Origin of the sequence: Bartonella sp. AA168HLJHH (assembly GCF_042197365.1) — a bacterium.
Taxonomy (GTDB): Bacteria; Pseudomonadota; Alphaproteobacteria; order Rhizobiales; family Rhizobiaceae; genus Bartonella.
Genome location: NZ_JBHIRS010000004.1, coordinates 15,120 through 37,804, shown reverse-complemented (window position 1 = coordinate 37,804; position 22,685 = coordinate 15,120). Strand labels below are relative to the sequence as shown.

Here is a 22,685-nt window from a genome sequence, read left to right as displayed (position 1 = left end):
CTAAAATTTCTGTTGTCATGTAGAGGTGAAAACTATGAGAGGCATATGTGATAGCCCTTAGCAGAGAGGGGATATTTTAAATTATAGTCAATCTTTTTTGCTGTGTAGGCGGTGATTTCTTAAGAGAAGTAGGGGAGAATGTTGGCTTCTGATGTCGTTGTTGCTTCTTGGGGCGTTTTGTTGTGATGATATTTTTTTTGCGAAATATATCGCTGCTACCTTCTTTATCGGTGACAAAACCACCGTTTTTGCGAACCATTAGTATGCTGGTAGTTTTATTAAAAATGTGCAGGTTATCTTCCCAAAAACCATCGGTTTTTCCCGCGGTACCATAAGATAAACTCAAGAGCAGCGCTAAGACAGTGCAGTCCAGTAACTTCCATCATTATATTGCGTAATTCAATAAGATAGGTTCCATGACCTGGGCGACCAAAATGAGGCATGGGCCTGTAGCAATGACACAATCTTCCAGTCTGCGTCGAGCAGAAACGCGACAGCGTCGGTTATTGAAAAAAGCACCATACCCGCGTTCTGCGGTGAAGAGTTCATCACTCACGGGATTGTAAATGACACTACCAACGATTTTTCCTTGGCTTTCTAAGGCAATGGAAACAGCAAAAAAAGGAATGCCATGGAGAAAATTTGTGGTGCCATCTCAAAGGGTCAACAATAAAACGGTGTTGTGAATCTTCTCCAATGATTTCTTCTGACTCTTCCATCAGAAAACCAAATTTGGGGCGCGCTTTGCTTAATTCATTGAAAATAATTTTTTCCGCTTTGCGATCTGCTTGGCTGAGGTCATCTGCTAGATCTTTTCTGAGGTCTAAATGCCTTTTTTGAGGGTTTTTTCTAATTTTAGGCGAATGTGTTCATTGCCGGCAATGATATTTTTTTTGCGAAATATATTGTTGCCGCCTTCTTTATCGGTGACAAAACCACCGGCTTCACGAACCATCAGTATTCCAGCAGCCATATCCCAAATTTGCAGGTTATCTTCCCAAAAGCCATCGGTTCTTCCAGCAGCCACATAAGCTAAATCAAGAGCAGCAGCCCCAAAACGGCGAAGTCCGGCAACCTCTGCCATCACATTACGTAATTCAATAAGGTAGGTTCCATGATTTGGGCGACCAAAATGAGGCATTCCTGTGGCAATGACACAATCTTCTAGTCTGCGTCGAGCAGAAACGCGACAGCGGCGGTCATTGAAAAAAGCACCACACCCGCGTTCTGCGGTGAAGAGTTCATCATTCACGGGATTGTAAATGACACCACCAACGATTTTTCCTTGGCTTTCTAAGGCAATGGAAACAGCAAAAAAAGGAATGCCATGGAGAAAATTTGTGGTGCCATCTCAAAGGGTCAACAATAAAACGGTGTTGTGAATCTTCTCCAATGATTTCTTCTGACTCTTCCATCAGAAAACCAAATTTGGGGCGCGCCTTGCTTAGTTCATTGAAAATAATTTTTTCCGCTTTGCGATCTGCTTGGCTGACATAATCTGCTGGTCCTTTCAAAGACACTTGCAAATTTTGCACTTCACCGTAATCACGTACCAACGAGCGTCCTGCTTTCATTGCAGCTTGCACCATGACATTCATGACTGCAGAATGGGCCATTTTTTATTCCTTTATTTATCTTTTTCATTTGCACGACGCAAATAAATCAACTCATTGGTGTCTACAATGATACGTTCACCAGCATTCATAAAGGGGGGAACAAGAATACGAATTCCGTTTTCAAGAATGGCGGGTTTATAAGAGGAGGTAACCGTTTGTCCTTTGATGGCAGGATCGGCTTCTGCAATCGTGACAGCAACTTGATCAGGAAGTGAGATGCCAATAGGCTTTTCTTGATAAAGTTCAACTGTGACAGTCATCCCATCTTGGAGAAAAGCAGCACGTTCACCAACAAAATCCTTTTGAAGTTCTAGTTGTTCATAAGATTCTGAATCCATAAAGACCAAAGCATCCCCTTGTTGATAAAGAAAGGTGAAATCTTTTTGTTCAAGGCGCACGCGTTCAACTGTCTCAGCAGCGCGAAATCGCTCATTAAGTTTTGTACCATCAATCAAATTTTTCATTTCAACTTGGTTAAATGCACCACCTTTTCCTGGTTTTACAGCGTTGCATTTAACAGCAACCCATAAGCTTCCTTGATGTTCGATCACATTACCAGGGCGAATTTCATTGCCATTAATTTTCATCGTTTCTATCCAATTCTATTCTTGCAAAAAGAACTCTCTTGTTGTCTTTATGGCGCTTTTCTTTGCTGCCTTTAACGGTCAAGCTCTTTTGTTATTTTCGGGCTAAAATCCCTTTGATTAACCTTGCTGCTCTCTCATGGTCCTGTGTGCTCTTTATGGGCTTTCTCCTGCTTTTTGCAAAGAGAAAAGCTTAAGTAAAAAAGAACCTTTATGTATTTTTGCTTTTCAGCTCTTTGCAAGACCATAAAAAGCGCTCAGACGCAAGCTTTTTAAAAATTTGCACAAAAATTTTTTAGAATTTTGGGGGAAATTTATCCCGTTGTGTCGTAAAATATCATCATTGATGGCAATGATATAATTGATGGTAATGATATAAGTTCCCTAAAACCATGAGGTGTTTTTAATTAAGAATATGTGAATACGGAGTTTATTATGAGTGTCTCATGGGATAGAGCGTGGTGTGTGTTATCGCGGGGTGTTAGCTTTCATTTTGATCAGAGAGTAATTGTAAAAAGGCTCTTTGTTTTATCGAGGTTAGGACTCTAAATTTTTTTAAAAGCAGGTATTTTTCTGTACTTGATGCGATTTCATCATGGTGGTATGGGGGCTGTTGTTTTGTTAAGATATCAGCATAGAAAAAGGAAAGTGGAACATTTGAGATAGCGGCAATTTATTTTAAGCGCCCTGCGCTGACACGATTTAAGCCGTTTTCATATTTCTGGATTTGTTGGAAAGTGGCACCTAAATGTTAACCTAATGTTTTTTGAGACATTTTAAGCATTTTTCGTCTCAAACGAATTTTTTTGCCAATGAATTTGCCACTGAAAATGTCGTTATAAGGATTTTACCAAGCCCCTAGAAAATGCTACACGGGATATAGAAAACTCTTCAGCTGCTTCAATCACAGATAGTCCAAGTTTTGCATTTACATCTTCGCGTAACAATTCACTAGGGTGTGGGGCATTTTCATTATTTTTAGTATTCTTCTTTTCTTAAATCTCAAAGCTATAATTTACATTATTTTGTATTGTCACAATCTATAATAAAATTTATCCACTCTGGCTAAAAATGAGGTTTTTTATTGAGGTGCAAATCTCTTTGCCTTTCGCAAGAGCTTTTAAGTCTTTACGTGTAAAATATAGAGTATGTTTACATTAAATAGCGGGTTCATCTGGGCTGAGTATTTATATAAGAACGCGGCTCTCCGTTCACGTTATACTGAAAAAGAGACACTATAGTGCTACTATTTAATCTTATTCTATAACTCAAATTCACACCCATGTTTTGTTGCTTTTGAGGTTGATCTGTATAGATCACATTATATCCATTCCGTCGCAACAGATTGATAAATAAAGGAGTAAAGTTGTCTGCTGTATTATTTTTCTTTATAAGAAGTGTGGTTGTAGCTGGTGGTAAAAACCCTTTGTTACCGCTAATAAATTTGTTAGCAACTAATTGTGCCTGACGCTTTGTAAGACTTTGATCAACATAATTTGATGAATAACTGCCTACAGATGCGCAACCAGCCACCAACACAACCGGTGACAGCAATAAATATTTTAACATCTTTAATTCCCCTTACTTATTGTTGCTCTTTATTTGCGAAGCTCCTCTTCCAGAAATAAGAGCAACTTTACGCATAGCACATTAACAACATATCGGTATCTAATCAATCGGTTAATTAATCAATGAATAATGGTTTCAGCTGTAAAGGCTGCTTGAAGTGCTTCTGGTGGCGTATATTTTAATAAACTGCTGCTTTTAGTGATTATGATAAAAAAGCAATTTTTTGCGTTTGCATGTTAAGATCATGTCCTCCATCTCTATTATAAAATGATGTGTTAAGTGTTATTCCAGATTGATCAAAAAAATTTTCAAGCATTGCTTTTTAAGGGCTATCTTTTTTTAAATACGTATGAATGTTTATTCTGTTTTTTTAAATACTATCGTTTGAGGTGTGGTGCTATAAGACATAAAACTTTGCACATGTGATGTTTTTATGAGAGTGTGTGGTGAATATTTGAGGGGGAGCTTGTCCGGATAATTTTGTGAAATGAACCACATAAAATGGGAAGCTAAAAGAGTTCTGTTCTGAGAAGACGGATTGTTTCCCAACCGGATAGGGAAGGGGCTTCTGTCCTTTGAGGGGTGGGAGGCAAGTTAAGAACAGAGAGTGTAGTGCTCTATGTCATGATGTTAAAAGCTTTCATTTTGATCAGAGAGTAATTGTAAAATGGCTCTTTGTTTTATCGAGGTTAGAACTCTAAATCTTTTGAGCAGCAGGTATTCTTCTGTACTTGATGCGATTTCATCATGAGGGTATGGGAGCTGTTGTTTTGCTGAGGTGTCCGCATAGAAAAAGACAAGTGGAACATTTAAGATATCGGCAATTTCTTTTAAACGCCCTGCGCTGACACGATTTAAGCCGTTTTCATATTTCTGGATTTGTTGGAAAGTAACACCTAAATGTTGACCTAATGTTTTTTGAGACATTTTTAGCATTTTTCGTCTCAAACGAATTTTTTTGCCAACGAAAATGTCATTATCAAGATTTTTGGCTCGCATTTTAAAGCCCCCTCCGAGTGCGAGCGCCCTCGCATTGGTATTCCGGGAGTTAAAAACACTGAGTCCGAATCAGCATTTTGCTTTTAGTGCTTAAAGCACCTGGACATAGCAAAATCTCCCGGAATTCCGGGATACCCACAGAGTGGGTTCATTTTTATGTATCGGACCTTAGGGTTTTTAATCCCCGTTGATCGTTGCGTATACGATCAAAAATACCTTTAAATATGTAAAGTAATTTCGGAGGCTTGGCAATAAAAAATAGTTTTTTTATAAGAGACGGCGTGTTTTTCGTCCAAGCAAAAAGAATGAAAAAATAGAGCTTGCGGAATTTTCGGGATAGTCTAGCTCTTTTGCTTATTGGATATTGTTTGTTAAGCAAATGATACCAGTGCGTTTTCTTTACCAATGAAAATGTCATTATCAAGATTTTTGGCTCGCATTTTAAAGCCCCCGCCGGTTGCGAGCGCCCTCGCGTTGGTATTCCGGGAGTCTAAAAACACTGACCTCGAATCAGCCTTTTTGCTTTTAGTGCTTAAAGCACCTGGACAGAGCAAAATCTCCCGGAATTTCTATAAATTTTATCTTTTTGAAGCAGAGAGGAGTATTTTAAAAAACAGGAAGGAGCTTTATTGCTTCTTTGTGCGCTTTTTCTAGTTGTGTCTTGTCCATGCCTTGGAGCATTATTTCAAGATCAGGAGCTTGCATTTTTGCTTCCTTTGCGAGCATATACCATGCCGCTGCCATTATTATATCGCCTTTTGTTCCTGTGCCATCTCGATAAAGCCTTGCAAGGGAAATCTGTGCTGGTGCAATCATGTTGACGGCATTTCTGTGAAGTAAATGAAAAGCACGCTGAAAATCTGTTTCTCCTCCACGCCCCTGTACAAGCCATTGTGCTAAATGAAGTTGAGCTTTTAAGTGGTTGTTTTGAGCTGCTACTTCCATGAGCTTGCGGGCATTGCGATCATCTTTTGGTCGCTTTAATGTGCCTAAGGAAAGAATTTTTGCAGCAGAAAAAGCCGCTTCAGCATCCCCAAGAGCAGCACCTTTTAAGTACCATTTTAAGGCTTGCTCTATTGCTTCATTTTCACGACTTTGGGAAGAAACACCAGGGAGAGCTTGTTTTTCCTGTGAGGCTTTATAAAGAAGCAGTTGTCCATAATAAAAATAGGCTTCCTTGACGCCTGCTTTGACAGCTTTTTGAATGAATTGCGCACCAAGTTCTTGATTTTGTTTTATAAAGTTACCATCGAACAACATAAGTCCATAGCGTAGTTGTGCTTGGGGTTCCCCCTGTTTTGCAGCGCGTTCAAACCATAAAGCAGCACGCGCACCGTCAATAGGAACAGCACATCCTTCCATATAAATTCGGGCAAGAAGAGTTTGTGCAAAAGGATCATTTTTTTCAGCACGTCGGAGTGCTTCACGAAAAGCTTTTAAATAATAACCTTGGATGTAATAGTCATAGGCTTGGTCATAGTCTCCAGCTTTTAAGGGCTGAAAGGGTTCTTGAGTGTTTGAAGCTTCTTGAATCGTATTGAAAGAGCTTTCAGAATTTGAGATTTCTTCAGTGTTTCCCGCTGAACTTACAGCAGAACTTGCAAGCCCAATCACGCCTAAGATAAGCAGCTTCACGCTTCTCTTGATCATGGTGTTTTCTCCTCATTACCGATCAGAATTTTCACATTTTTTTTTCATCATTACAAGCCGTATAAGAATCTCATTTCTATATTACTTTTTATCTCTCAGTTTTTCGTCTTGGTTCAAGGTAGGGTTGGGTAAGTTAAAAAAGTAGCATAAATGTCGACGAGAGACAGACTGTTTAAAACAGTTCTGTTAAAAATAATACAGTCCTGTTAAAAATAATAATGATGAGGGGTTATCGTATGTAAAGATGCTTATCTTCTATTATATCAATGGCTTATCCCCCTAAAATGAAAAAATGCTTACAATGGAGGTTGCTTTTTAAAATACGTATGAATGCTTATGAATAGCGCACGCTATTCATGTGATGTTAGCTTGCATTCTCATCAGAGATCAGTTGTAAAAAGGCTTTCTTTTTTACCGTTGTTAGAACTCTAAATCTTTTGAGCAGCAGGTATTCCTCTGTGTTTGATGCGATTTCATCATGATGATATGGGGGCTGGTGTTTTGTAATGATATCGGCATAAAAAAGGCAATGGGAACATTCAAAATATCAGAAATTTCCATTAAACGCCCTGCGCTGACACGATTTAAGCCTTTTTCATATTTTTGAATTTGTTGGAAAGTGACACCTAAAGCGTGTCCTAAAGTTGTTTGAGACATTTTTAGCATTTTTCGTCTCAAACGAATTTTTTTGCCAATAAAAAGATCAATATTAAGATTTTGAGATTGCATTTTTCCCCGCCGGTTGCGAGCGCCCTCGCATGAGTATTCCGGGAGTCTGAAAACACTGAATCCGAGTCAGCATTTTGCTTTTAGTGCTGAGAAGCACCTGGACATAGCAAAATCTCCCGGAATTCCGGGATACCCACAGGAGTGGGTTTATTTTTACGCTCGGATCTAGGGTTTTCAGTTCCCTTTTGGTCGTTGCGTATGCGACCAAAACATCTTTTAATTCATAAAGTAATTTCAGGAAATTTACAATAAAAATAGTTTTTTACTTACAAAATTTGTTTTTTAATGAGAGGCTATTTGCCTCTTAAACCTCTCTGGAATAATTACCAAAATCATGACAACAGCCCCCGTGTTTTTTGAGAGGGTTAAAAAGCCTTAAGTTTTAAGATCAAAAGAACTTTGGACGCTTAAAAGTTAAACATTTTCAATTCTCTAGTATTGACAACATAGCCAAGAGTAATTATCTTCAATATTCAGGAATAGAAAGGACATATATTATGAAGACCACCCTTTCTCCGCTAATTTCAGAGTTCGAAACCGTTGAACAGGAAAGCAGCTACACTGCATGGCTGCGCGATAAGGTAGCGAGCAGTCTTGCAAATCCATATCCTCCTATTCCGCATGATGAGGTTATGGCTGAAATGGAAGTTATAATCAGTCAGCTTGAAGCTGAATAGGAAAAGTGATGCTTCCGGTTGTTTGGTTGTCTTCGGCGCGCGACGATTTGCGTCAGATGTTACCTATATTGCTCGCGAGAATCCATCTGCTGCGCGCCGAATGAAAAGGTTTTTGGAAGCATCCGTACTGCCATTGGCAGAACATCCATATTTATACAGACAGAGTGAGAAGGTATTAGGATTACGAGAAATTGTAGCGCATCCAAATTACCTTATATTGTATCGAGTAGCTGCACATCAAATCGAAATTGTAGCTGTAGTACATGCCCGACGTGAATTTCCTATTTTTCTTTAATCTAATGAGAGGCTATCTGCTTCTTAAATCTCTCTGGAACAATTACCAAAATCATGACAACAGCCTCCGTGTTTATCAAAGGGATTAAAATGATTTCTTCTATGGTAATGAATTTACACGCGGTCTCTTCATTAAAATTTGCACAATCGCTTGCTGTTTGAATAAGGGGGGGGTGATCGTTTCTCTGTGCTATAGGATGTGTGTCTGTGGAATGTGGTGGGGTGTCTTGTGGTTTTGGGCGTGCGCTTTAAAAAATAAACATAAGCATTATTCAAATTTACTTTAATGCATGAATTGTATCTGTATTAAAAGAGAAATCAGCTTTTTGTAAGCGCTTAATAAGTTTGGGAAATGTTTCGTTTACGTGTTCTTTAAAAGAAAGGTAGTAAACTCCACCAACATCTGAAAGCATTTCAATGCCTTCTTTTTGTAGAATAGCAATCCTCTCAAGAGGAAGTGTGGCAGCTAACATGCCCATTTCAAAAATAACGTTTTGTCGTGCACGGGGTTGAATTTTTTCTGCACCTTGAGATATAGCATAACCCATGTCATCATGCGTGAGGAGTACAATACCAAAACTTATAGAACTGTCACAAATTTCTTTTTTCAAAGTTTGAATGATGGGTAAACCATTACCACTCGTGTTTTGTAAGATGTATGGTTCGAGACCAAGCTTGAGAAGAACATTTTCAAGCTCCGTTAAGGCATAACAATCATGACCATGAACGATAAAAATTTTTTTATTTGAAGGATTGGAGGCAGTTTTTGAGGAAGGAATCGTTGATGTTTCTTCTATATACTTTGCTAAATCTTCTATTAACTTTTGTTTTATGTTTTCTTTGCCTTGAACGTTGATTGTTCCTGTGCTTTCATACCAATTAATAACGCCTCCTTCGGAGGTTTTGATCTGATATCCTTTAGAAGAATTAAGTGATAGAGACTTAATTTCTATGATTTTATATCCAGCTTTTTTAACTATATCTTTAAGGTCTTCGAAGGTGCCGCTATATTTCACTGTTTATATTCTTTCAATATCGCTGTTTATTAATATAAAATGTTGATTTATTTTTATAACTATTTGAATTTAAATAGCTTTATGATTTCATTTTCTTATACAATGCACAAAAAGAGACGGTCACCTTCCATTCAATTGATTGAAACGTGGGAAAACTTGACTAAATGATGGGAAATTTTACTGCGTGATGAAGCGATCTGATTGAATTGTGAATGAACGAAACGAATTTTTCTCCTATTTGTATATGCCGTTATGTGCTCTATATAAGAAGCACGAAAGTTAACGCTTTATTTATAAATTCTCCTCCTATATTACAAGGGGGTTTTCTCACATTTTTCTTGCATTGTTTTAAGCAGTATTAAGGGGTTGTCGTTCCCCAAAATGACTTCTTCTACAGCAATGAATTCACATCCAGTCTTTAAGACTTCATCAAAGGTTGAAAAATCGCTTCCTGCTTGGATAATGGCGGGGGTTTGCATAATTTCTGCCCACCATGTTGCTAACTGGAGATTGCGGGGGTGCGCTTGGGGTTTTTTATCAGCACCGAGTTTTCCAAAGAACAGGTAATCAACACCTGTTTCCGCTGCAAGCATAGCACTATGGCGATTGCGTAGATTGCCAAAGCCTATGATTTTTTGTTCCTTTTGCTGATTTTTGAAGCTTTCAAGAGCGTTAAGATCATCTTCTATGTGCAATCCATCAGCCTTTATGCGCCCAGCAATGCGGCTGTCATCAGCGATGAGAAGGGCTGCGTCATGATGTTGAATATCTTCTGCGTAAGTTTGCGCTTGTTGTTGTAAAAAAGAGCTATCATCTTTCAACTTTTCAGAATCATGGAGGATGACGCATGCAAAAGACTTTGTTTGCAAAATTTGCTGCAAAAATGTTTTTGGGGTGTTGCGCCGAACATCAAGTGTTAAAATCAACTGAGGGAAAAGAGGTTGATCAATTGGTTTATTTTTTTGTTCTGTCATGTCAAATCCCTGTTTCTTAGAAAAAATAACGCTTAAAAATTAAAGTTTCATTCTATTATGCTTATTTGCGATGAAAGTGACCACCATTTTCACGTAATTTAAAGGATTTGTGGGTGTGTGGAAGCCTGTTTATGAGAAATGAGAGTGTTTTTAAGCATAATATGTCGCCTTTTTGTTGTGATACACGTATGGACGCTTTTCGTTCTTTTGCCTTTAAAAAACTTTTGCTTTTAAAAAAATAAACGCTTAAAATGAAACTTGACTCTTAAAAATTAAAATTTCATTCTGTTCATGCTTGTTGGCAATAAGGGTAAGCACCATTTTATGGGACTTCAAGGGGGGTGCAACGTGTGGGAGTCCACTGATGAAGTACCAAGGTATTCTTGAGCATAATACTCAATCTTTTCGCCGTGATACACGCATTGACGTTTTTCGTTCTTTGGCCTTATTGACGATTTTCATCAACCATATTCCCAGAACGATCTATGAGTCTTTTACTCATAGAAATTTCGGTTTTTCTGATTGTGCAGAAGTGTTTGTTTTGCTTTCAGGGATTGCTCTTGGGTTAAGCTTTCATGGACGATTACAGCAAAAATCCTTTGCTTTTATTATCCGAAAACTTTGGTACAGAGCTCTGCAGCTCTATGGTGCATATCTTTTTACTACTTTTGTCACGTTAAGTCTTTTTTTTGCTGCCTTTTTATTATGGCGAACAGAAAAACTTTTATCGATGAACAATGTGGGACTCTTTTTTAAAGAGCCTGGTATCGCATTTTTGAGTACCTTAAGCTTTGGGCATCAATTGGGATATAATAATATTCTTCCTCTTTATATCGTTTTGATGTTTTTTGCGCCTTTTATCCTTTATTTGAGTTGTAAGCAGACAAAATGGCTGCTTTTGGGCTCCTTTACACTGTATCTTATCTGCGGATTTTATAAAATTGCTCCTCCTTCTTATCCTTTAAAGGGAAAGTGGTTTTTAAATCCTTTGTCTTGGCAATTCTTATTTGTCATAGGATTGACCAGTACTTTAGCGCTTAAACAAGGAAAAAAAATCGCTTTTCAGTCTTTTTGGATTGTTTGTGCGGCAGCGTATCTCTTGTTGGCGCTGTCATGGGTTCGCTTAAATTGGTGGGGCATTTTGGGGTGGCTTGGCTGGTCTTCCCCATTGTTGAACTTTAATAAAACCTTTTTAAGCTTGCCACGTTTACTCCATGTTCTTGCATTAGCCTTTCTCATTCTTTCTTTGCCGCGCATCAATAAATGGTTTTATGTCTCTCCAAAACATCCTTTAGCAATTTTAGGAAAACATAGTTTACCGGTCTTTGTAACGGGAACCATTTTTGCGATGTTTGGACAAATTGTAAAAACAGTGATGACAGAAACGTTTTTTTCCGATACCCTCTTAATAATAACGGGTATTGCTTTGCAATTTGGAGTCGCTTATTATTGTGAAAAACGGCAATCTTGGCAGTGGTCCTTTTCAAGGAAAATGATCCGTTTATAAAAAATATTCCTGTAGTGTTTGTTGGGCACGTTAACCTTAGTATAAAAAGTGCGTTGCGCAAAAAAATTAAAAGAGGTAGCAGTTTTAAAAAAAAGCGTTCTATACAGCAACAAAAGAAACTTTTTAATACTCTATTCGTTAAGGGGTGTGATTTTGTGCTGATACTTGGAGTATAAAAGCGTGAGTGTACATAAACGTCCATATGATGAACCTATTATCATGATTGAGCATAATGCTTTTGAAAATGCTTTTAATCGTCTCTATGAAGAAACAATGGCGCTGATTGAAAAAACCGCAGCGTATATTGACTCAGAAGGGAAATTAGTAGCACGCTCTCTTTCGGCAGAGGTTTCTGCAGTTTATGCGAAAGAGGCTATGTATTTAAGTACACGACTTATGCAAATCGCTTCTCAACTCCTTCTTCTTCGCGCAGAGCGTGAAGGGGAAATGTCATCAGAACAAATAAAAAAAGAAATTGTAAAAGTATCTCTTCATACACCGACATTGGAACTTGAAACCCCTCATTGGCAAGAACTGCCAGAAACTTTTCGCCAATTTGTTTCTCATTCATTGCGTTTAGAAGCGCGCATAACCTATATGCGTGCTGGGTGGGAAACTGCGGCCTCCTCTGCTCTAGAAGATGATAATCCAGTAGGAAAACAAATCGAATTGCTCAAAACAGCCTTTGGGCGTTCTTAGAGAGACTCCCCTTGCTTTGTGCGAAGGAGAAATATCATCAGAACAAATAAAAAAAAGAAATTGTAAAAGTGTCACTTCATACACCGACATTGGAACTTGAAACCCCTCATTGGCATGAATTGCCAGAAACTTTCCGTCAATTTGTTCTCGTTCATTACGTTTAGAAGCGTGCATAACCTATATGCGTGCTGGGTGGGAAACTGGGGCCTCCTCTGCTCTAGAAGATGATAATCCAGTAGGAAAACAAATCGAATTGCTCAAAACAGCTTTTGGGTATTCTGAGAAAAATAGCTCCTTGCTTCTTTCTTGCGATATTTAGAGCAGTATATCCATTTTTTACAACCAAAATTTCACAACTAAAACCAAACTAGAGTGCTTTTTTCTGCCTAATTTCTATTTGAGCGTAGGAAATATCTTGAGCTTATAGCTGAGAGAGGGATAGGTATTGATTGCGAATTATGGCATGGGATGGAGTATGGTTGGTTTTGTGGGAAATCGACTTTGGTTGATTGCAGCTGGAACACTTTCTGTTGATCTATCGTGTGATTTTGTTTTGGCTCTGAGATAGAGCAGGGGCTTGTACATCAATTTATTTATGCTCTATAATTTATGCCTATAAAGCTGCTGTAAAGTGTGTGTTAATGAGGATGATACACATTGTTGCAGTTTTGGGGCTTCTTTTGTTTTGAATGGAAGTTATTTTCCCTCGCGTAAAATAAAATATCCAAAATAAAGTGCCATATAATGAATGCCCCATGGGTTCCCTGTGCCCCCATGCAATGTCCCTCTCTATGCAATGTCATTGTGGTGTGATGAGTATATTCAAAAACACCTCTCAGTTCTTATTCACATTCGTTGAGCCTCTCTCATTTTTACGCTTGCAAAGGAAAAAGCCGGCACTATCATCATCTTTGCCAGTCCCCAATGTTGCAACAGCCTTTGGAACTTGAGACAATTCATTAGAGGCATTTTTAGTCCTTTCTTGTATAGTTTTACTCTATACGGCAATCCCACGTTTCATATGTAAGAGAATGGTTTTGATTGATTCAAGATAAACAGACTTGTAATGAGAAAATTTTAGGATATTCGGGATTCTTATGCAACATACAAAATAATTAATTATCATTATAAATCAATGCGTTGATTTATAATGATAGCGTCATGCTATAATGTAAAAAGTTTTCGTAAAGTGTGTACCATCCATTGCATAGCCTCTTTACACTTATGAATGTGCAATCCAGCACTCTCTATTTGCTCGCTTGCGATGTTTAACCGTTATGGCGTTGGATATGATATAGAAAGGGAATTTTTATGCTTTAGAGGGTGCTTGCTTGTGATGTGTGAATGGTTTTGATTGATTTCAGTTATGCTTCATAAAGTGTGTTCCATAAAGATGCTGTTCGTTGTGTGTTATAATTGTATAAATTTGGGGGATATGATTATCTTTTTACTGGTTTTGTCTTGGGTTGTTGTTTTCTTTGTGGTCTTGTCTTTATTCACATCTTTATTCACAAGGGGGAAAAGTGTATAGACTGTAGTTTATGGCAGAGACGATTCGTATTATAGGCATTGATCCCGGATTACGGCGTACAGGGTGGGGCGTTATCGATGTTGCGGGTAATCGTCTTCAGTTTATTGCAGCAGGGACGGTTTCTTCTGATGTACAGTGTGCGCTGGCTTCCAGACTATGTCAGATCCACAAAGGTCTTTCAGAGGTTGTGCATCAATTTATGCCCCATGAAGCCGCTGTGGAACATGTATTTGTCAACAAAGATGCTACAGCAACTTTAAAACTTGGCCAAGCGCGTGCAATTGCACTGCTGGTTCCTGCGCAAGCAAATCTTCCTGTTTTTGAATATGCGCCCAACAAAGTGAAAAAATCAGTTATTGGGGTTGGACATGGGGCTAAAGAACAAATCCATATGATGGTCAAAGTTCTCCTCCCACGGGCTGAATTTGATAGCAGTGATGCGGCTGATGCTCTTGCTCTTTCTCTTTGTCATAGTATGCACCGTAACAGTATTGACCGATCTTATCAGGCAAGGATGGCGATATGAGTGGGATGGCAACATGATTGGCAAATTAAAGGGCACTCTTGAACATATCTTTGATGATCATATCCTTCTTGATGTTCACGGTGTGGGGTATGTTGTTTTTGTGTCAAATCGGCTGCGTCCTTCTTTACCCTCTGTTGGCGAGGCGTTAAGCCTTTTTATTGAAACGCATGTTCGGGAAGACGCAATCCGCCTTTTTGGTTTTACTACAAGAGCTGAACAGGAGTGGTTTTGTCTTCTACAAAATGTTCCTGGAGTAGGAGCAAAGGTTGCTTTGGCAATCTTGGGTACTTTATCGCCAGATGAACTTGCACAGGCTATTGCTTTAAACGATGTTGCGATGATTAGTCGAGCGCCGGGCGTTGGTAAAAAAGTCAGTGAAAGAATTGTGGGTGAACTGAAAAGTAAAACACTCCCCTTTGAACAAGCGGTCAAGACTGTTTCGGTTCCTCAGCGTGAGATGACCAATCAACCTGCGCATGATGCGCTTTCCGCGTTGATGAAGCTAGGGTTTGAACGGGAGCATGCATCCCGTGCTCTTGCTCTTGCGATGAATGCTCTTGAGGGGGAAACTGTTTCTTCTGCCCTGCTGATCCGCCATAGTCTCAAATTGCTTTCTTCTCCTACTTAAAATCAAGGTAACAATGCATAAAGATGAAGATAAACGCCTTCTGGGTTCCGCCTCCCTTCCTAACGATCCAGATCGTTCCTTGAGGCCACAAGTTCTCGATGACTTTATTGGTCAAGAAGCGGCACGGGCTAATTTAAAAATATTTATTGAAGCAGCAAAAACGCGGCAAGAAGCGCTGGATCACGTTTTGTTTGTAGGACCACCGGGGTTAGGAAAAACAACGCTTTCACAGATTATGGCAAAAGAATTAGGCGTTAATTTTCGCTCTACTTCAGGGCCGGTCATCGCTAAAGCAGGAGATTTAGCCGCTCTCTTGACCAATCTTGAAGAACGTGATGTCTTGTTTATTGATGAAATTCATCGCTTAAATCCGGCGATTGAGGAAATTCTTTATCCAGCCATGGAAGATTATCAACTGGATTTGATCATTGGGGAGGGGCCGGCCGCACGCTCGGTGAAAATTGATCTGGCTAAATTTACTTTGGTAGCGGCAACCACACGTTTGGGGCTTTTGACCACACCGCTGAGAGACCGTTTTGGTATTCCAATTCGTCTCAATTTTTATACGATAGAAGAATTGGAATATATTGTGCAGCGTAATGCACGACTTTTTGCCGTCAAGATCAGTGATGATGGTGCTCATGAAATTGCACGCCGAGCACGGGGAACCCCGCGCATTGCCGGACGGCTTTTACGGCGCGTTTGTGATTTTGCTTTGGTTAAACAAGCAAAACAAATTGACCAAAAAATCGCCGATGAAGCGCTTTCGCGCCTTGAAGTCGATTATCTTGGGCTTGATCCGCTTGATCGTCGCTACTTGCTCCTGATTGCGGAAACTTTTTTAGGGGGACCGGTGGGGATTGAAACAATTGCTGCTGCTTTATCAGAACCACGCGATGCCATTGAAGATATTGTTGAACCGTATTTGCTCCAACAAGGTTTTATTCAAAGAACCGCTCGTGGACGCATTCTAACTGAAAAGGCTTGGAGCCATTTAGGGCTTTCTGCTCCAGCCTCTACAACGTCTATACAAAGGCGTTCTCAACTTTCTGATGCTCAAGACAATTCATCACTTCAGACATCTTTATGGGATGGGGAAGATGACTAAGGCATTCTCTTTATTAAAAGAAACTATGTGAATATTTTATAGCAAGGTCATAAAATACAAGAGACGTGCCTTCTTTTAGCATATTCTGGCTAAAAAGGTTTGGCACTATTAAAGATTTTTTGCTTTTGCTTTTCACAACTTCAACACAAAAATGTGTTCAATCTTTTGATTGATAGATAATTTGCTATATTAGATGATTTTATGGGATATGAAGTCGATGACAGAAATAACACCTTTTAAGAGCAATCATACAAACGCTTTTCATAATTTTCAGGTCCGCGTTTATGTTGCGGATACAGATTTTTCCGGTGTAGTTTATCATGCGCGTTATCTTGAGTTTTTTGAACGAGGACGTTCAGAGTTTTTACGCGATACCGGTTTTAATAATAAGATGTTAGCAGCAGGGGGTGAGGGGGAAAAACTGTTTTTTGTTGTTCGTCATATGGAAATTAATTTTTCAAGACCAGCTAAAATTGATCATCTTTTAGTTGTTAAAACACGTGTTACTCATATCCAAGGGGCCCGCTTTTTTATGGAGCAATCTATTTTGCATGAGATGACCACGTTGGTAACAGCCAAAGTTGAAATTGCTCTGATTAATGAGGAGGCAAAACCGCGACGTTTACCCAAAGAGCTTTTTGCAAAAATGCTTGGTTAAAAGTGTGCTTCATTGAAACAGCCGCTTCAGGAGAGATCAGCAGATATAAAGTAATCTATAATCTAAGACTATACATTTATTATAGCCTAAATGTTTTTCAATAAGGTTATATGATACAGCAAAAGAAAGCACCTCTGCTACAATAACTACAATAAATTGAAGATGATATCCCACAAAATTAAACACGCCCCATCCATGTTATGATTCGAAATCAATGTCATATCATCCATTTTCTGCTATAAGCTCAAGATATTTTTCTTTCTTTTGAAGAAAGGTTTGTTGGCATCAGAAAACAGCGAAAAGGTACAAAATATAAAAAAATAAAAATGTATATACCCAGCAACATATTGCAATAAAGGGATAATAAGCTATTAGGTCGAAAATTGTCTCAAAACACCCAAAGGGTGTTTTTAAGCAATTTGATTTGTTTTTTTACTGGATTGTCATTTGGTCTCACAAGAGCGCGTCTCTCATCCATTTCTATCCATCATGCATAACTTTATGTGCGCTTCTAAACGTAGTGAATGAGTGAGAGATCAATGTATACAAAGCAGAAATGCATTCTTGCATTTAAAGTTTCAAAAGCATATTATTCTATATAATATATTGACTTAAAAAGATATATTATCACTTCTCACGGGCACAAACCCCAATAGAGGAATAGAATAAAATACTTTCATTTCAGATCTGTTCATGTTGAAACAATTAAAATCATTTGCTTATACATCATAAGAGAACAATATAAACCATTGAAAAAATTGTAAAAATGTTCCTTATGGATCATTCTCAATGCAATAATGATCAAATATCGCAAGTGAGCAAAGAGAGCGAAGAAGCCGGTTTTGATGAGGTAAAAATGTGAAAAGGCTTTTTTCATGTCACAGAAGCTTGTACGTTATACCAAGGTGCCAGAGAGATGATAGGCATTGAAAGGGGCTAATTCACAACACAATGAGATTACATGAGACTTACACTAGATTATATAGGACTTATAGGGGGGCCTAGGTGAGGTGCATTGTTGTGAGGCGTTTTAGGGTGGTTTAGTGTCGTTTTTTGTGCCCGATGGTGTGATCTTATTAAAGAATGAGAGAAACAATAGCCTGAGGCAAAGCGTCATCTTTTATGATGATAACATATTTATTTACAATGATAATTCATTGCGTTGTCACTTTCAGATAATTCTGAAACTTGTAAAACTTTTTCTTTTCAAGCTCTATTGCCGCGAATTAATCAAAAACATTTTCTTACATGTCACAAGCGGAGTTGGTGAGTGGGTACAAAAACACTTAAGAAAGGAATAAATGCCTCTTATGAATCTTTTCAAGTGCTAAGACTTATTGCAGCATTTTAAGCTAGAAACGCGTATGATGATTTAGCGTTCTTTTCATAAGCGTAAAGATGGTGGTGCATAATAGATTTTATATCATGCATTTTTATATCTTTTATTTTTATAGCATTTATGGAGAAATCCTGATCGTTATATTTTTCATAAATGCTGTTGTGAAATGAGAGGGGCGTGCATTGAGGGATGTCTCTCGTCATCACTTTTTAAGGAAATTTAAGAAACAAGTCTTGTTTTAGCGCATGGATTTATGTGAGACTAGAGTCTTTACTTAAATTTAGAAACTATAAAATAATCTGTTTTATAAATTTTAAAAATGCATCTTTCATTTAGAGGGACAAAAATTATGCCGCATTTAGAACTAACGAATCCAGAAACAATTGGAATGTTGCATTTGTTTATGCAAGCGAGTTGGATCGTGAAAGGTGTTATGATCGGGTTGCTGCTCGCTTCTATCTGGAGTTGGGCAATTATTTTTGATAAAATTTTTACGTATCGGAGAATACGGCGTGAAATAAAGCAGTTTGAACGCACATTTTGGTCTGGCAAAGCGCTAGAAGATCTTTATGCATCATGCAAAAGTCAACGTACCAATAGTATATCCGCAGTTTTTATGGCAGCAATGGTTGAATGGAAAAAATCTCTTGAAAAAGGGACCCATACATCGAAAAGTTTGCAGAGCAGAATTGATAAGGCTATGGATTTGACGCTGGGACGTGAAAGTGAAAAAATAGAATCAAAATTAAGTTTTCTTGCGACACTGGGATCTGCGGGACCTTTTATCGGACTTTTTGGAACAGTTATTGGTATTATGGAGTCTTTTCTTTCTATTTCAGCTTCTCAAAATACATCACTTGCCATTGTCGCGCCAGGGATTGCAGAAGCGCTTTTGGCAACCGCTATTGGTTTGTTTGCAGCAATTCCAGCTGTTATTGCTTATAACAAGTTGACTCATGAAAGTGCGCGCATCATTGCACAAATAGAAAATTTTGCCGATGAATTTTCAACAATTGTATCGCGGCGTATTGATGAAACACGCACAGCACCTTCCTCTTTATAAAAAGGATCTTATCCCATGGGCTTTTCTGTTGCTTCTTCTTCTCGCAAAAATACACGTAGGCGGCATCATTCACGAAGCCAACTGATGAGTGAGATCAATGTCACTCCTTTTGTGGATGTCATGCTGGTCTTGTTGATTATTTTTATGGTCTCTGCCCCCCTTTTAGTGAACGGTGTTCCTCTAGATTTGCCTCGTAGTCAAGCGGGTCCCGTACGAGCTCAAAAAACACCTCTTACGGTTTCACTTGACGCGCAAGGGCGCTTTGCCATTAATCAAGATTATTATGAAACGTCACAGTCCCTGATTGCACACCTGAAAACTCTTCTGGAAGCAGATGCTACACAAAAAGATCAACGGGTTTTTGTACGGGTTGCTAAAACTGTTGAATATCAGCAAGTATTAAAACTGCTGGCAGATATTCAAAAAGCGGGGTTTTCTCAAGTTGCGTTAGCAAGTTTAGCACAATAAATAATAAGTAATAAAATTGCGTATAACCGGTTGTTCTTAATTTTTTTAAAAGAGCATAGAGTGATTAAAAATGAAAAAATGTATAAGGCATAAGTAAGGCATAAAGAATGAACAAAGACTCCTATCATAGTATGAAACGAGGCTTGGCTTTATCCCTTGTGGTCCATGTCATTTTTCTCAGTTGGGGAGCTATTCAGTTTACAAGCTCTGTCTCTTTACCACAACCGTTGGAAGCAATTCCCATCACTCTTGCTCCTTTGGTGGACGAGTTTTCTTCTCAACAAGGAGCCGTGAAGGCTCCTATACGTGCAATCCCTGCCGTAAAACCAACTATGCAACCACAAGAGAAAGAAGATGCACGCCATATTGGAGAGGGACAAATAGATAGTCTTGCACCATTTCAACCAGAGGAAAAGCCGCGTCCCGTTGAAACAGCATCGCCACCATCAAGCGAGAACACGTCAGAAACATTTGCACCCGAACTTACAAAACCAGAATTATTAGAAACAAAAACAGAAGAGATTTCAAAAGAACCAGAGAATGAGCTCAAGGTTGCGCCTGAGATGCCTTTGGAGGCACCGGAGGATGCGCCTAAGGTTGTGCCTGAGATGCCTGTGAGAGTACCGGAAGATGAGCCTAAGGTTGCGCCTGAGATGCCTGTAAGAGTACCGGAAGATGAGCCCAAGGTTGCGCCTGAGATGCCTGTGAGAGTACCGGAAGATGCGTCAAAGCTTGCACCTGAGATGCCTTTGGAGGCACCGGAGGATGCGCCCAAGGTTGCGCCTGAGATGCCTTTGAGAGTGCCGGAAGATGCCTCTAAGGTTGCGCTCAAGCCTGCGCACAAAAATGAAGAAATGATATCGCCAAAAGAATTGGCTCCAACGGTCCCAAAAGTACCAGCAGAGCAGATTGTTCATCAAGCGCCCAAAATTGTACTTCCAGAAAAATCTCTTCTTCCACAGTTTAAACCAAAGTTTGACGGAGAATTTCCAAAGAAGAATGAGGCTGCATTGAATCAAAAGACGCCAAAGCTTAACAAGAAAAACCAAGAGAAACAGACCATTGAAGATATTTTAGCTCTGGAGGAAAATAATTTGCTCAATCGTGCGCGGTCACAAGGAGGGGGAGCAAAACGTTCTCATATACCAGAAGCTTTGGGTGCAAGAAAAAATATTAATGATACCACAAAAATGGCACAAACATTGGTCAATATTGCGGGGGGATGTATTCAACAGAAGCTTAAACTTGTGGCGCTTGGCGGCGATTTAAAAAATCGTCCGGTCGTGCGGTTGCGATTTTATTTAGACCGTGAAGGGATGGTTGTGGGCGATCCTATCATTGATCCCGTAAGCGGCCTTGAGAGTCAACAAGCTATTATGATAAGGCAGGTGTATGCTGCTGTCTTTTCATGCCAACCTTATGCAGATCTCCCACGTGATCAATATGATCTATGGGGGCAAGGTTTTGACTTTAATGTTGATCCCCTCCAAGAAATAAGATGATAAACGAGAAAAAAGCGCTTAACGAAAGGACACATTCCATGATGACTATAACGAGACATAAAGTTTTTGCTTGGTTTATTGTCACTTGTGGGGTGTGGCTTTCAAGTATTTCATCGGGTTATGCGCAATTGAAAGGAACTATTTCGAGCGCTGATTTTAATCCCATTCCCATTGCAATTACAGACTTTATTTCCAATGATTCGATTGGGTTGAAAATATCTGCTGTGGTGACAGCCGATCTCGAACGGTCGGGGCTTTTTTTACCGCTTGATAAAGCAAATTTTTTTGAAAACATTTCTAATCCTAATAAACAACCACATTTTGCTTCTTGGCAGAAAATAAAAGCGCAAGGTTTAGTTACTGGGCAAGTCATGAGAGAAATCGATGGACGTTTGAGGGTCGATTTTCGTTTATGGGATGTGTTTGGACAAAGACAATTGAAAGGACGGCGTTTTTATACTGCGACAGAACGTTGGCGGCGTGTGGCACATATGATCGCAGATGAGATCTATAGTGAAATGACAGGAGAAAGTGGTTATTTTGATACAAGGATTGTTTTTATCGATGAAACAGGTCCTCAAAATGCACGCATTAAACGTTTAGCAATGATGGATCAAGATGGAGCAAATTTGATTTATATGTCTGATGGAAGTGAATTGGTGCTTACACCGCGGTTTTCACCAAAAAGACAAGAATTGACCTATATGGCTTACGAGGACAATCAAGTACCTCATGTTTATCTCCAACAAATTGAAATGGGGCAAAGAGAGTTGATCGGAACGTTTAATAACATGACAATTGCTCCGCGTTTTTCTTCTGATGGACAAAAAGTTATCATGAGTTTGTTACAAAATGATGGGAGTGCCAATCTTTACACTATGGATTTACGAACCCGTACGATGACGCGACTTACAACAACTTCTGCTATTGATACTTCTGCTTCTTATTCACCGGATGGAAAACAAATTGTCTTTTCTTCAGATCGTAGTGGAAAGCCGCAAATCTATAAAATGAATGCGGATGGGAGTAATATTCAGCGTATTTCTTCAAACGATGGGAGTTATTCAACACCTATTTGGTCTCCACGGGGTGACTATATCGCCTTTACAAAACAATTAAGCGGACAATTTTCTATCGGTGTTATGCGCCCTGATGGACAAGGAGAACGAATTTTAACCACAGGGTTTCACAATGAAGGACCAACGTGGGCCCCTAATGGTCGTGTGCTGATGTTCTTTCGCAAAAATCCCGGTATGGGACCAAAAATTTATACGATTGATATTACGGGTCGCAATGAACGTCAATTACCCACCCCCAATGATGCTTCAGATCCAGCATGGTCGCCTTTGCTCAATGTACAGTAAAACAAAATGCTTAAAAACAGAATATAGAAGGAATATAGTCTACACAGTCTCAAGTTTAAACAATCTCAATAGTTTTTTAATTATTTAAAAGAAGGAATTGATTATAGTGGGTATGGGGAGTTATGTAGATTTCATCTATCATCTATGGTTGTTGATCGATAATGGAATTTCCTTGGGGGAAAAT

At 39.0% G+C, this 22,685-nt stretch carries 19 protein-coding genes and 5 pseudogenes; 14 read left to right on the top strand and 10 right to left on the bottom strand.

Annotation, left to right across the window (positions count from 1 at the left end):
* Positions 1 to 76 precede the first annotated feature (76 nt).
* From ACFINM_RS04045 to ACFINM_RS04010, 8 genes and pseudogenes are all read right to left on the bottom strand, one after another.
* Positions 77 to 815: pseudogene (locus ACFINM_RS04045) on the bottom strand (inositol monophosphatase family protein); the annotation flags it as partial.
* A gap of 8 nt (positions 816 to 823) precedes the next feature.
* A pseudogene (locus ACFINM_RS04040) lies at positions 824 to 1,616 on the bottom strand (inositol monophosphatase family protein).
* A gap of 11 nt (positions 1,617 to 1,627) precedes the next feature.
* Positions 1,628 to 2,203: an elongation factor P gene (gene efp, locus ACFINM_RS04035; RefSeq protein WP_015856958.1), complete on the bottom strand. Its 576-nt coding sequence runs from the start codon at positions 2,201 to 2,203 to the stop codon at positions 1,628 to 1,630.
* Positions 2,204 to 2,681: 478 nt separating this feature from the next.
* A pseudogene (locus ACFINM_RS04030) lies at positions 2,682 to 3,032 on the bottom strand (helix-turn-helix domain-containing protein).
* 338 nt (positions 3,033 to 3,370) lie between these two features.
* Complete coding sequence (locus tag ACFINM_RS04025; protein ID WP_375620998.1) at positions 3,371 to 3,769, bottom strand: hypothetical protein; 399 nt, start codon at positions 3,767 to 3,769, stop codon at positions 3,371 to 3,373.
* A 630-nt stretch (positions 3,770 to 4,399) separates the two neighbouring features.
* On the bottom strand, positions 4,400 to 4,768 hold the full coding sequence (locus ACFINM_RS04020) for a helix-turn-helix domain-containing protein (RefSeq protein ID WP_375629713.1): 369 nt from the start codon (positions 4,766 to 4,768) through the stop codon (positions 4,400 to 4,402).
* A gap of 606 nt (positions 4,769 to 5,374) precedes the next feature.
* Complete coding sequence (locus ACFINM_RS04015; RefSeq protein WP_375620995.1) at positions 5,375 to 6,418, bottom strand: tetratricopeptide repeat protein; 1,044 nt, start codon at positions 6,416 to 6,418, stop codon at positions 5,375 to 5,377.
* A gap of 364 nt (positions 6,419 to 6,782) precedes the next feature.
* A pseudogene (locus tag ACFINM_RS04010) lies at positions 6,783 to 7,147 on the bottom strand (helix-turn-helix domain-containing protein).
* A 497-nt stretch (positions 7,148 to 7,644) separates the two neighbouring features.
* Here ACFINM_RS04010 and ACFINM_RS04005 point away from each other — a divergent pair.
* On the top strand, positions 7,645 to 7,824 hold the full coding sequence (locus ACFINM_RS04005; protein WP_375620992.1) for an antitoxin: 180 nt from the start codon (positions 7,645 to 7,647) through the stop codon (positions 7,822 to 7,824).
* Positions 7,811 to 8,119, top strand: a complete 309-nt coding sequence (locus ACFINM_RS04000) for a type II toxin-antitoxin system RelE/ParE family toxin (protein ID WP_375620991.1) — start codon at positions 7,811 to 7,813, stop codon at positions 8,117 to 8,119. Before ACFINM_RS04005 ends, ACFINM_RS04000 begins: the two co-directional genes overlap by 14 nt.
* A gap of 277 nt (positions 8,120 to 8,396) precedes the next feature.
* Here ACFINM_RS04000 and ACFINM_RS03995 read toward each other — a convergent pair whose 3' ends face one another.
* Both ACFINM_RS03995 and ACFINM_RS03990 read right to left on the bottom strand, forming a co-directional pair.
* Positions 8,397 to 9,134, bottom strand: coding sequence for a TIR domain-containing protein (locus ACFINM_RS03995; RefSeq protein WP_375620990.1), 738 nt, complete (start codon positions 9,132 to 9,134; stop codon positions 8,397 to 8,399).
* 311 nt (positions 9,135 to 9,445) lie between these two features.
* Positions 9,446 to 10,108 (bottom strand): thiamine phosphate synthase, encoded by a 663-nt coding sequence (locus ACFINM_RS03990; RefSeq protein ID WP_375640594.1) that lies wholly within the window; start codon positions 10,106 to 10,108, stop codon positions 9,446 to 9,448.
* 364 nt (positions 10,109 to 10,472) lie between these two features.
* On the opposite strand from ACFINM_RS03990, the gene ACFINM_RS03985 reads away from it, so the two are divergent.
* From ACFINM_RS03985 to tolB, 12 genes and pseudogenes are all read left to right on the top strand, one after another.
* Positions 10,473 to 11,615, top strand: a complete 1,143-nt coding sequence (locus ACFINM_RS03985) for an OpgC family protein (protein WP_375620988.1) — start codon at positions 10,473 to 10,475, stop codon at positions 11,613 to 11,615.
* A gap of 180 nt (positions 11,616 to 11,795) precedes the next feature.
* Complete coding sequence (locus ACFINM_RS03980; RefSeq protein ID WP_375620987.1) at positions 11,796 to 12,314, top strand: DUF1465 family protein; 519 nt, start codon at positions 11,796 to 11,798, stop codon at positions 12,312 to 12,314.
* Positions 12,315 to 12,336: 22 nt separating this feature from the next.
* Positions 12,337 to 12,633, top strand: a pseudogene (locus ACFINM_RS03975) (DUF1465 family protein); the annotation flags it as partial.
* 126 nt (positions 12,634 to 12,759) lie between these two features.
* Positions 12,760 to 12,882, top strand: a complete 123-nt coding sequence (locus ACFINM_RS03970; RefSeq protein ID WP_375620986.1) for a hypothetical protein — start codon at positions 12,760 to 12,762, stop codon at positions 12,880 to 12,882.
* A gap of 973 nt (positions 12,883 to 13,855) precedes the next feature.
* The gene (ruvC, locus tag ACFINM_RS03965) at positions 13,856 to 14,371 is read left to right on the top strand and encodes a crossover junction endodeoxyribonuclease RuvC (protein WP_375620985.1); all 516 of its coding nucleotides are present in this window, start codon (positions 13,856 to 13,858) and stop codon (positions 14,369 to 14,371) included.
* A gap of 13 nt (positions 14,372 to 14,384) precedes the next feature.
* The gene (gene ruvA / locus ACFINM_RS03960) at positions 14,385 to 14,999 is read left to right on the top strand and encodes a Holliday junction branch migration protein RuvA (RefSeq protein WP_375640589.1); all 615 of its coding nucleotides are present in this window, start codon (positions 14,385 to 14,387) and stop codon (positions 14,997 to 14,999) included.
* Between the two features lie 13 nt (positions 15,000 to 15,012).
* Positions 15,013 to 16,107 carry a Holliday junction branch migration DNA helicase RuvB gene (gene ruvB, locus ACFINM_RS03955; RefSeq protein WP_375620983.1) on the top strand — a complete coding sequence of 365 codons (1,095 nt, stop codon included), beginning with the start codon at positions 15,013 to 15,015 and terminating at the stop codon, positions 16,105 to 16,107.
* A 217-nt stretch (positions 16,108 to 16,324) separates the two neighbouring features.
* The gene (ybgC, locus tag ACFINM_RS03950) at positions 16,325 to 16,765 is read left to right on the top strand and encodes a tol-pal system-associated acyl-CoA thioesterase (protein ID WP_375611759.1); all 441 of its coding nucleotides are present in this window, start codon (positions 16,325 to 16,327) and stop codon (positions 16,763 to 16,765) included.
* Positions 16,766 to 18,453: 1,688 nt separating this feature from the next.
* The gene (tolQ, locus tag ACFINM_RS03945) at positions 18,454 to 19,167 is read left to right on the top strand and encodes a protein TolQ (protein ID WP_375611760.1); all 714 of its coding nucleotides are present in this window, start codon (positions 18,454 to 18,456) and stop codon (positions 19,165 to 19,167) included.
* A 15-nt stretch (positions 19,168 to 19,182) separates the two neighbouring features.
* On the top strand, positions 19,183 to 19,635 hold the full coding sequence (tolR, locus tag ACFINM_RS03940; RefSeq protein WP_375611761.1) for a protein TolR: 453 nt from the start codon (positions 19,183 to 19,185) through the stop codon (positions 19,633 to 19,635).
* A 107-nt stretch (positions 19,636 to 19,742) separates the two neighbouring features.
* Positions 19,743 to 21,137 carry a cell envelope biogenesis protein TolA gene (locus tag ACFINM_RS03935; RefSeq protein ID WP_375640584.1) on the top strand — a complete coding sequence of 465 codons (1,395 nt, stop codon included), beginning with the start codon at positions 19,743 to 19,745 and terminating at the stop codon, positions 21,135 to 21,137.
* 38 nt (positions 21,138 to 21,175) lie between these two features.
* Complete coding sequence (gene tolB, locus ACFINM_RS03930) at positions 21,176 to 22,501, top strand: Tol-Pal system beta propeller repeat protein TolB (RefSeq protein ID WP_375640580.1); 1,326 nt, start codon at positions 21,176 to 21,178, stop codon at positions 22,499 to 22,501.
* The last annotated feature ends 184 nt before the right edge of the window (positions 22,502 to 22,685 follow it).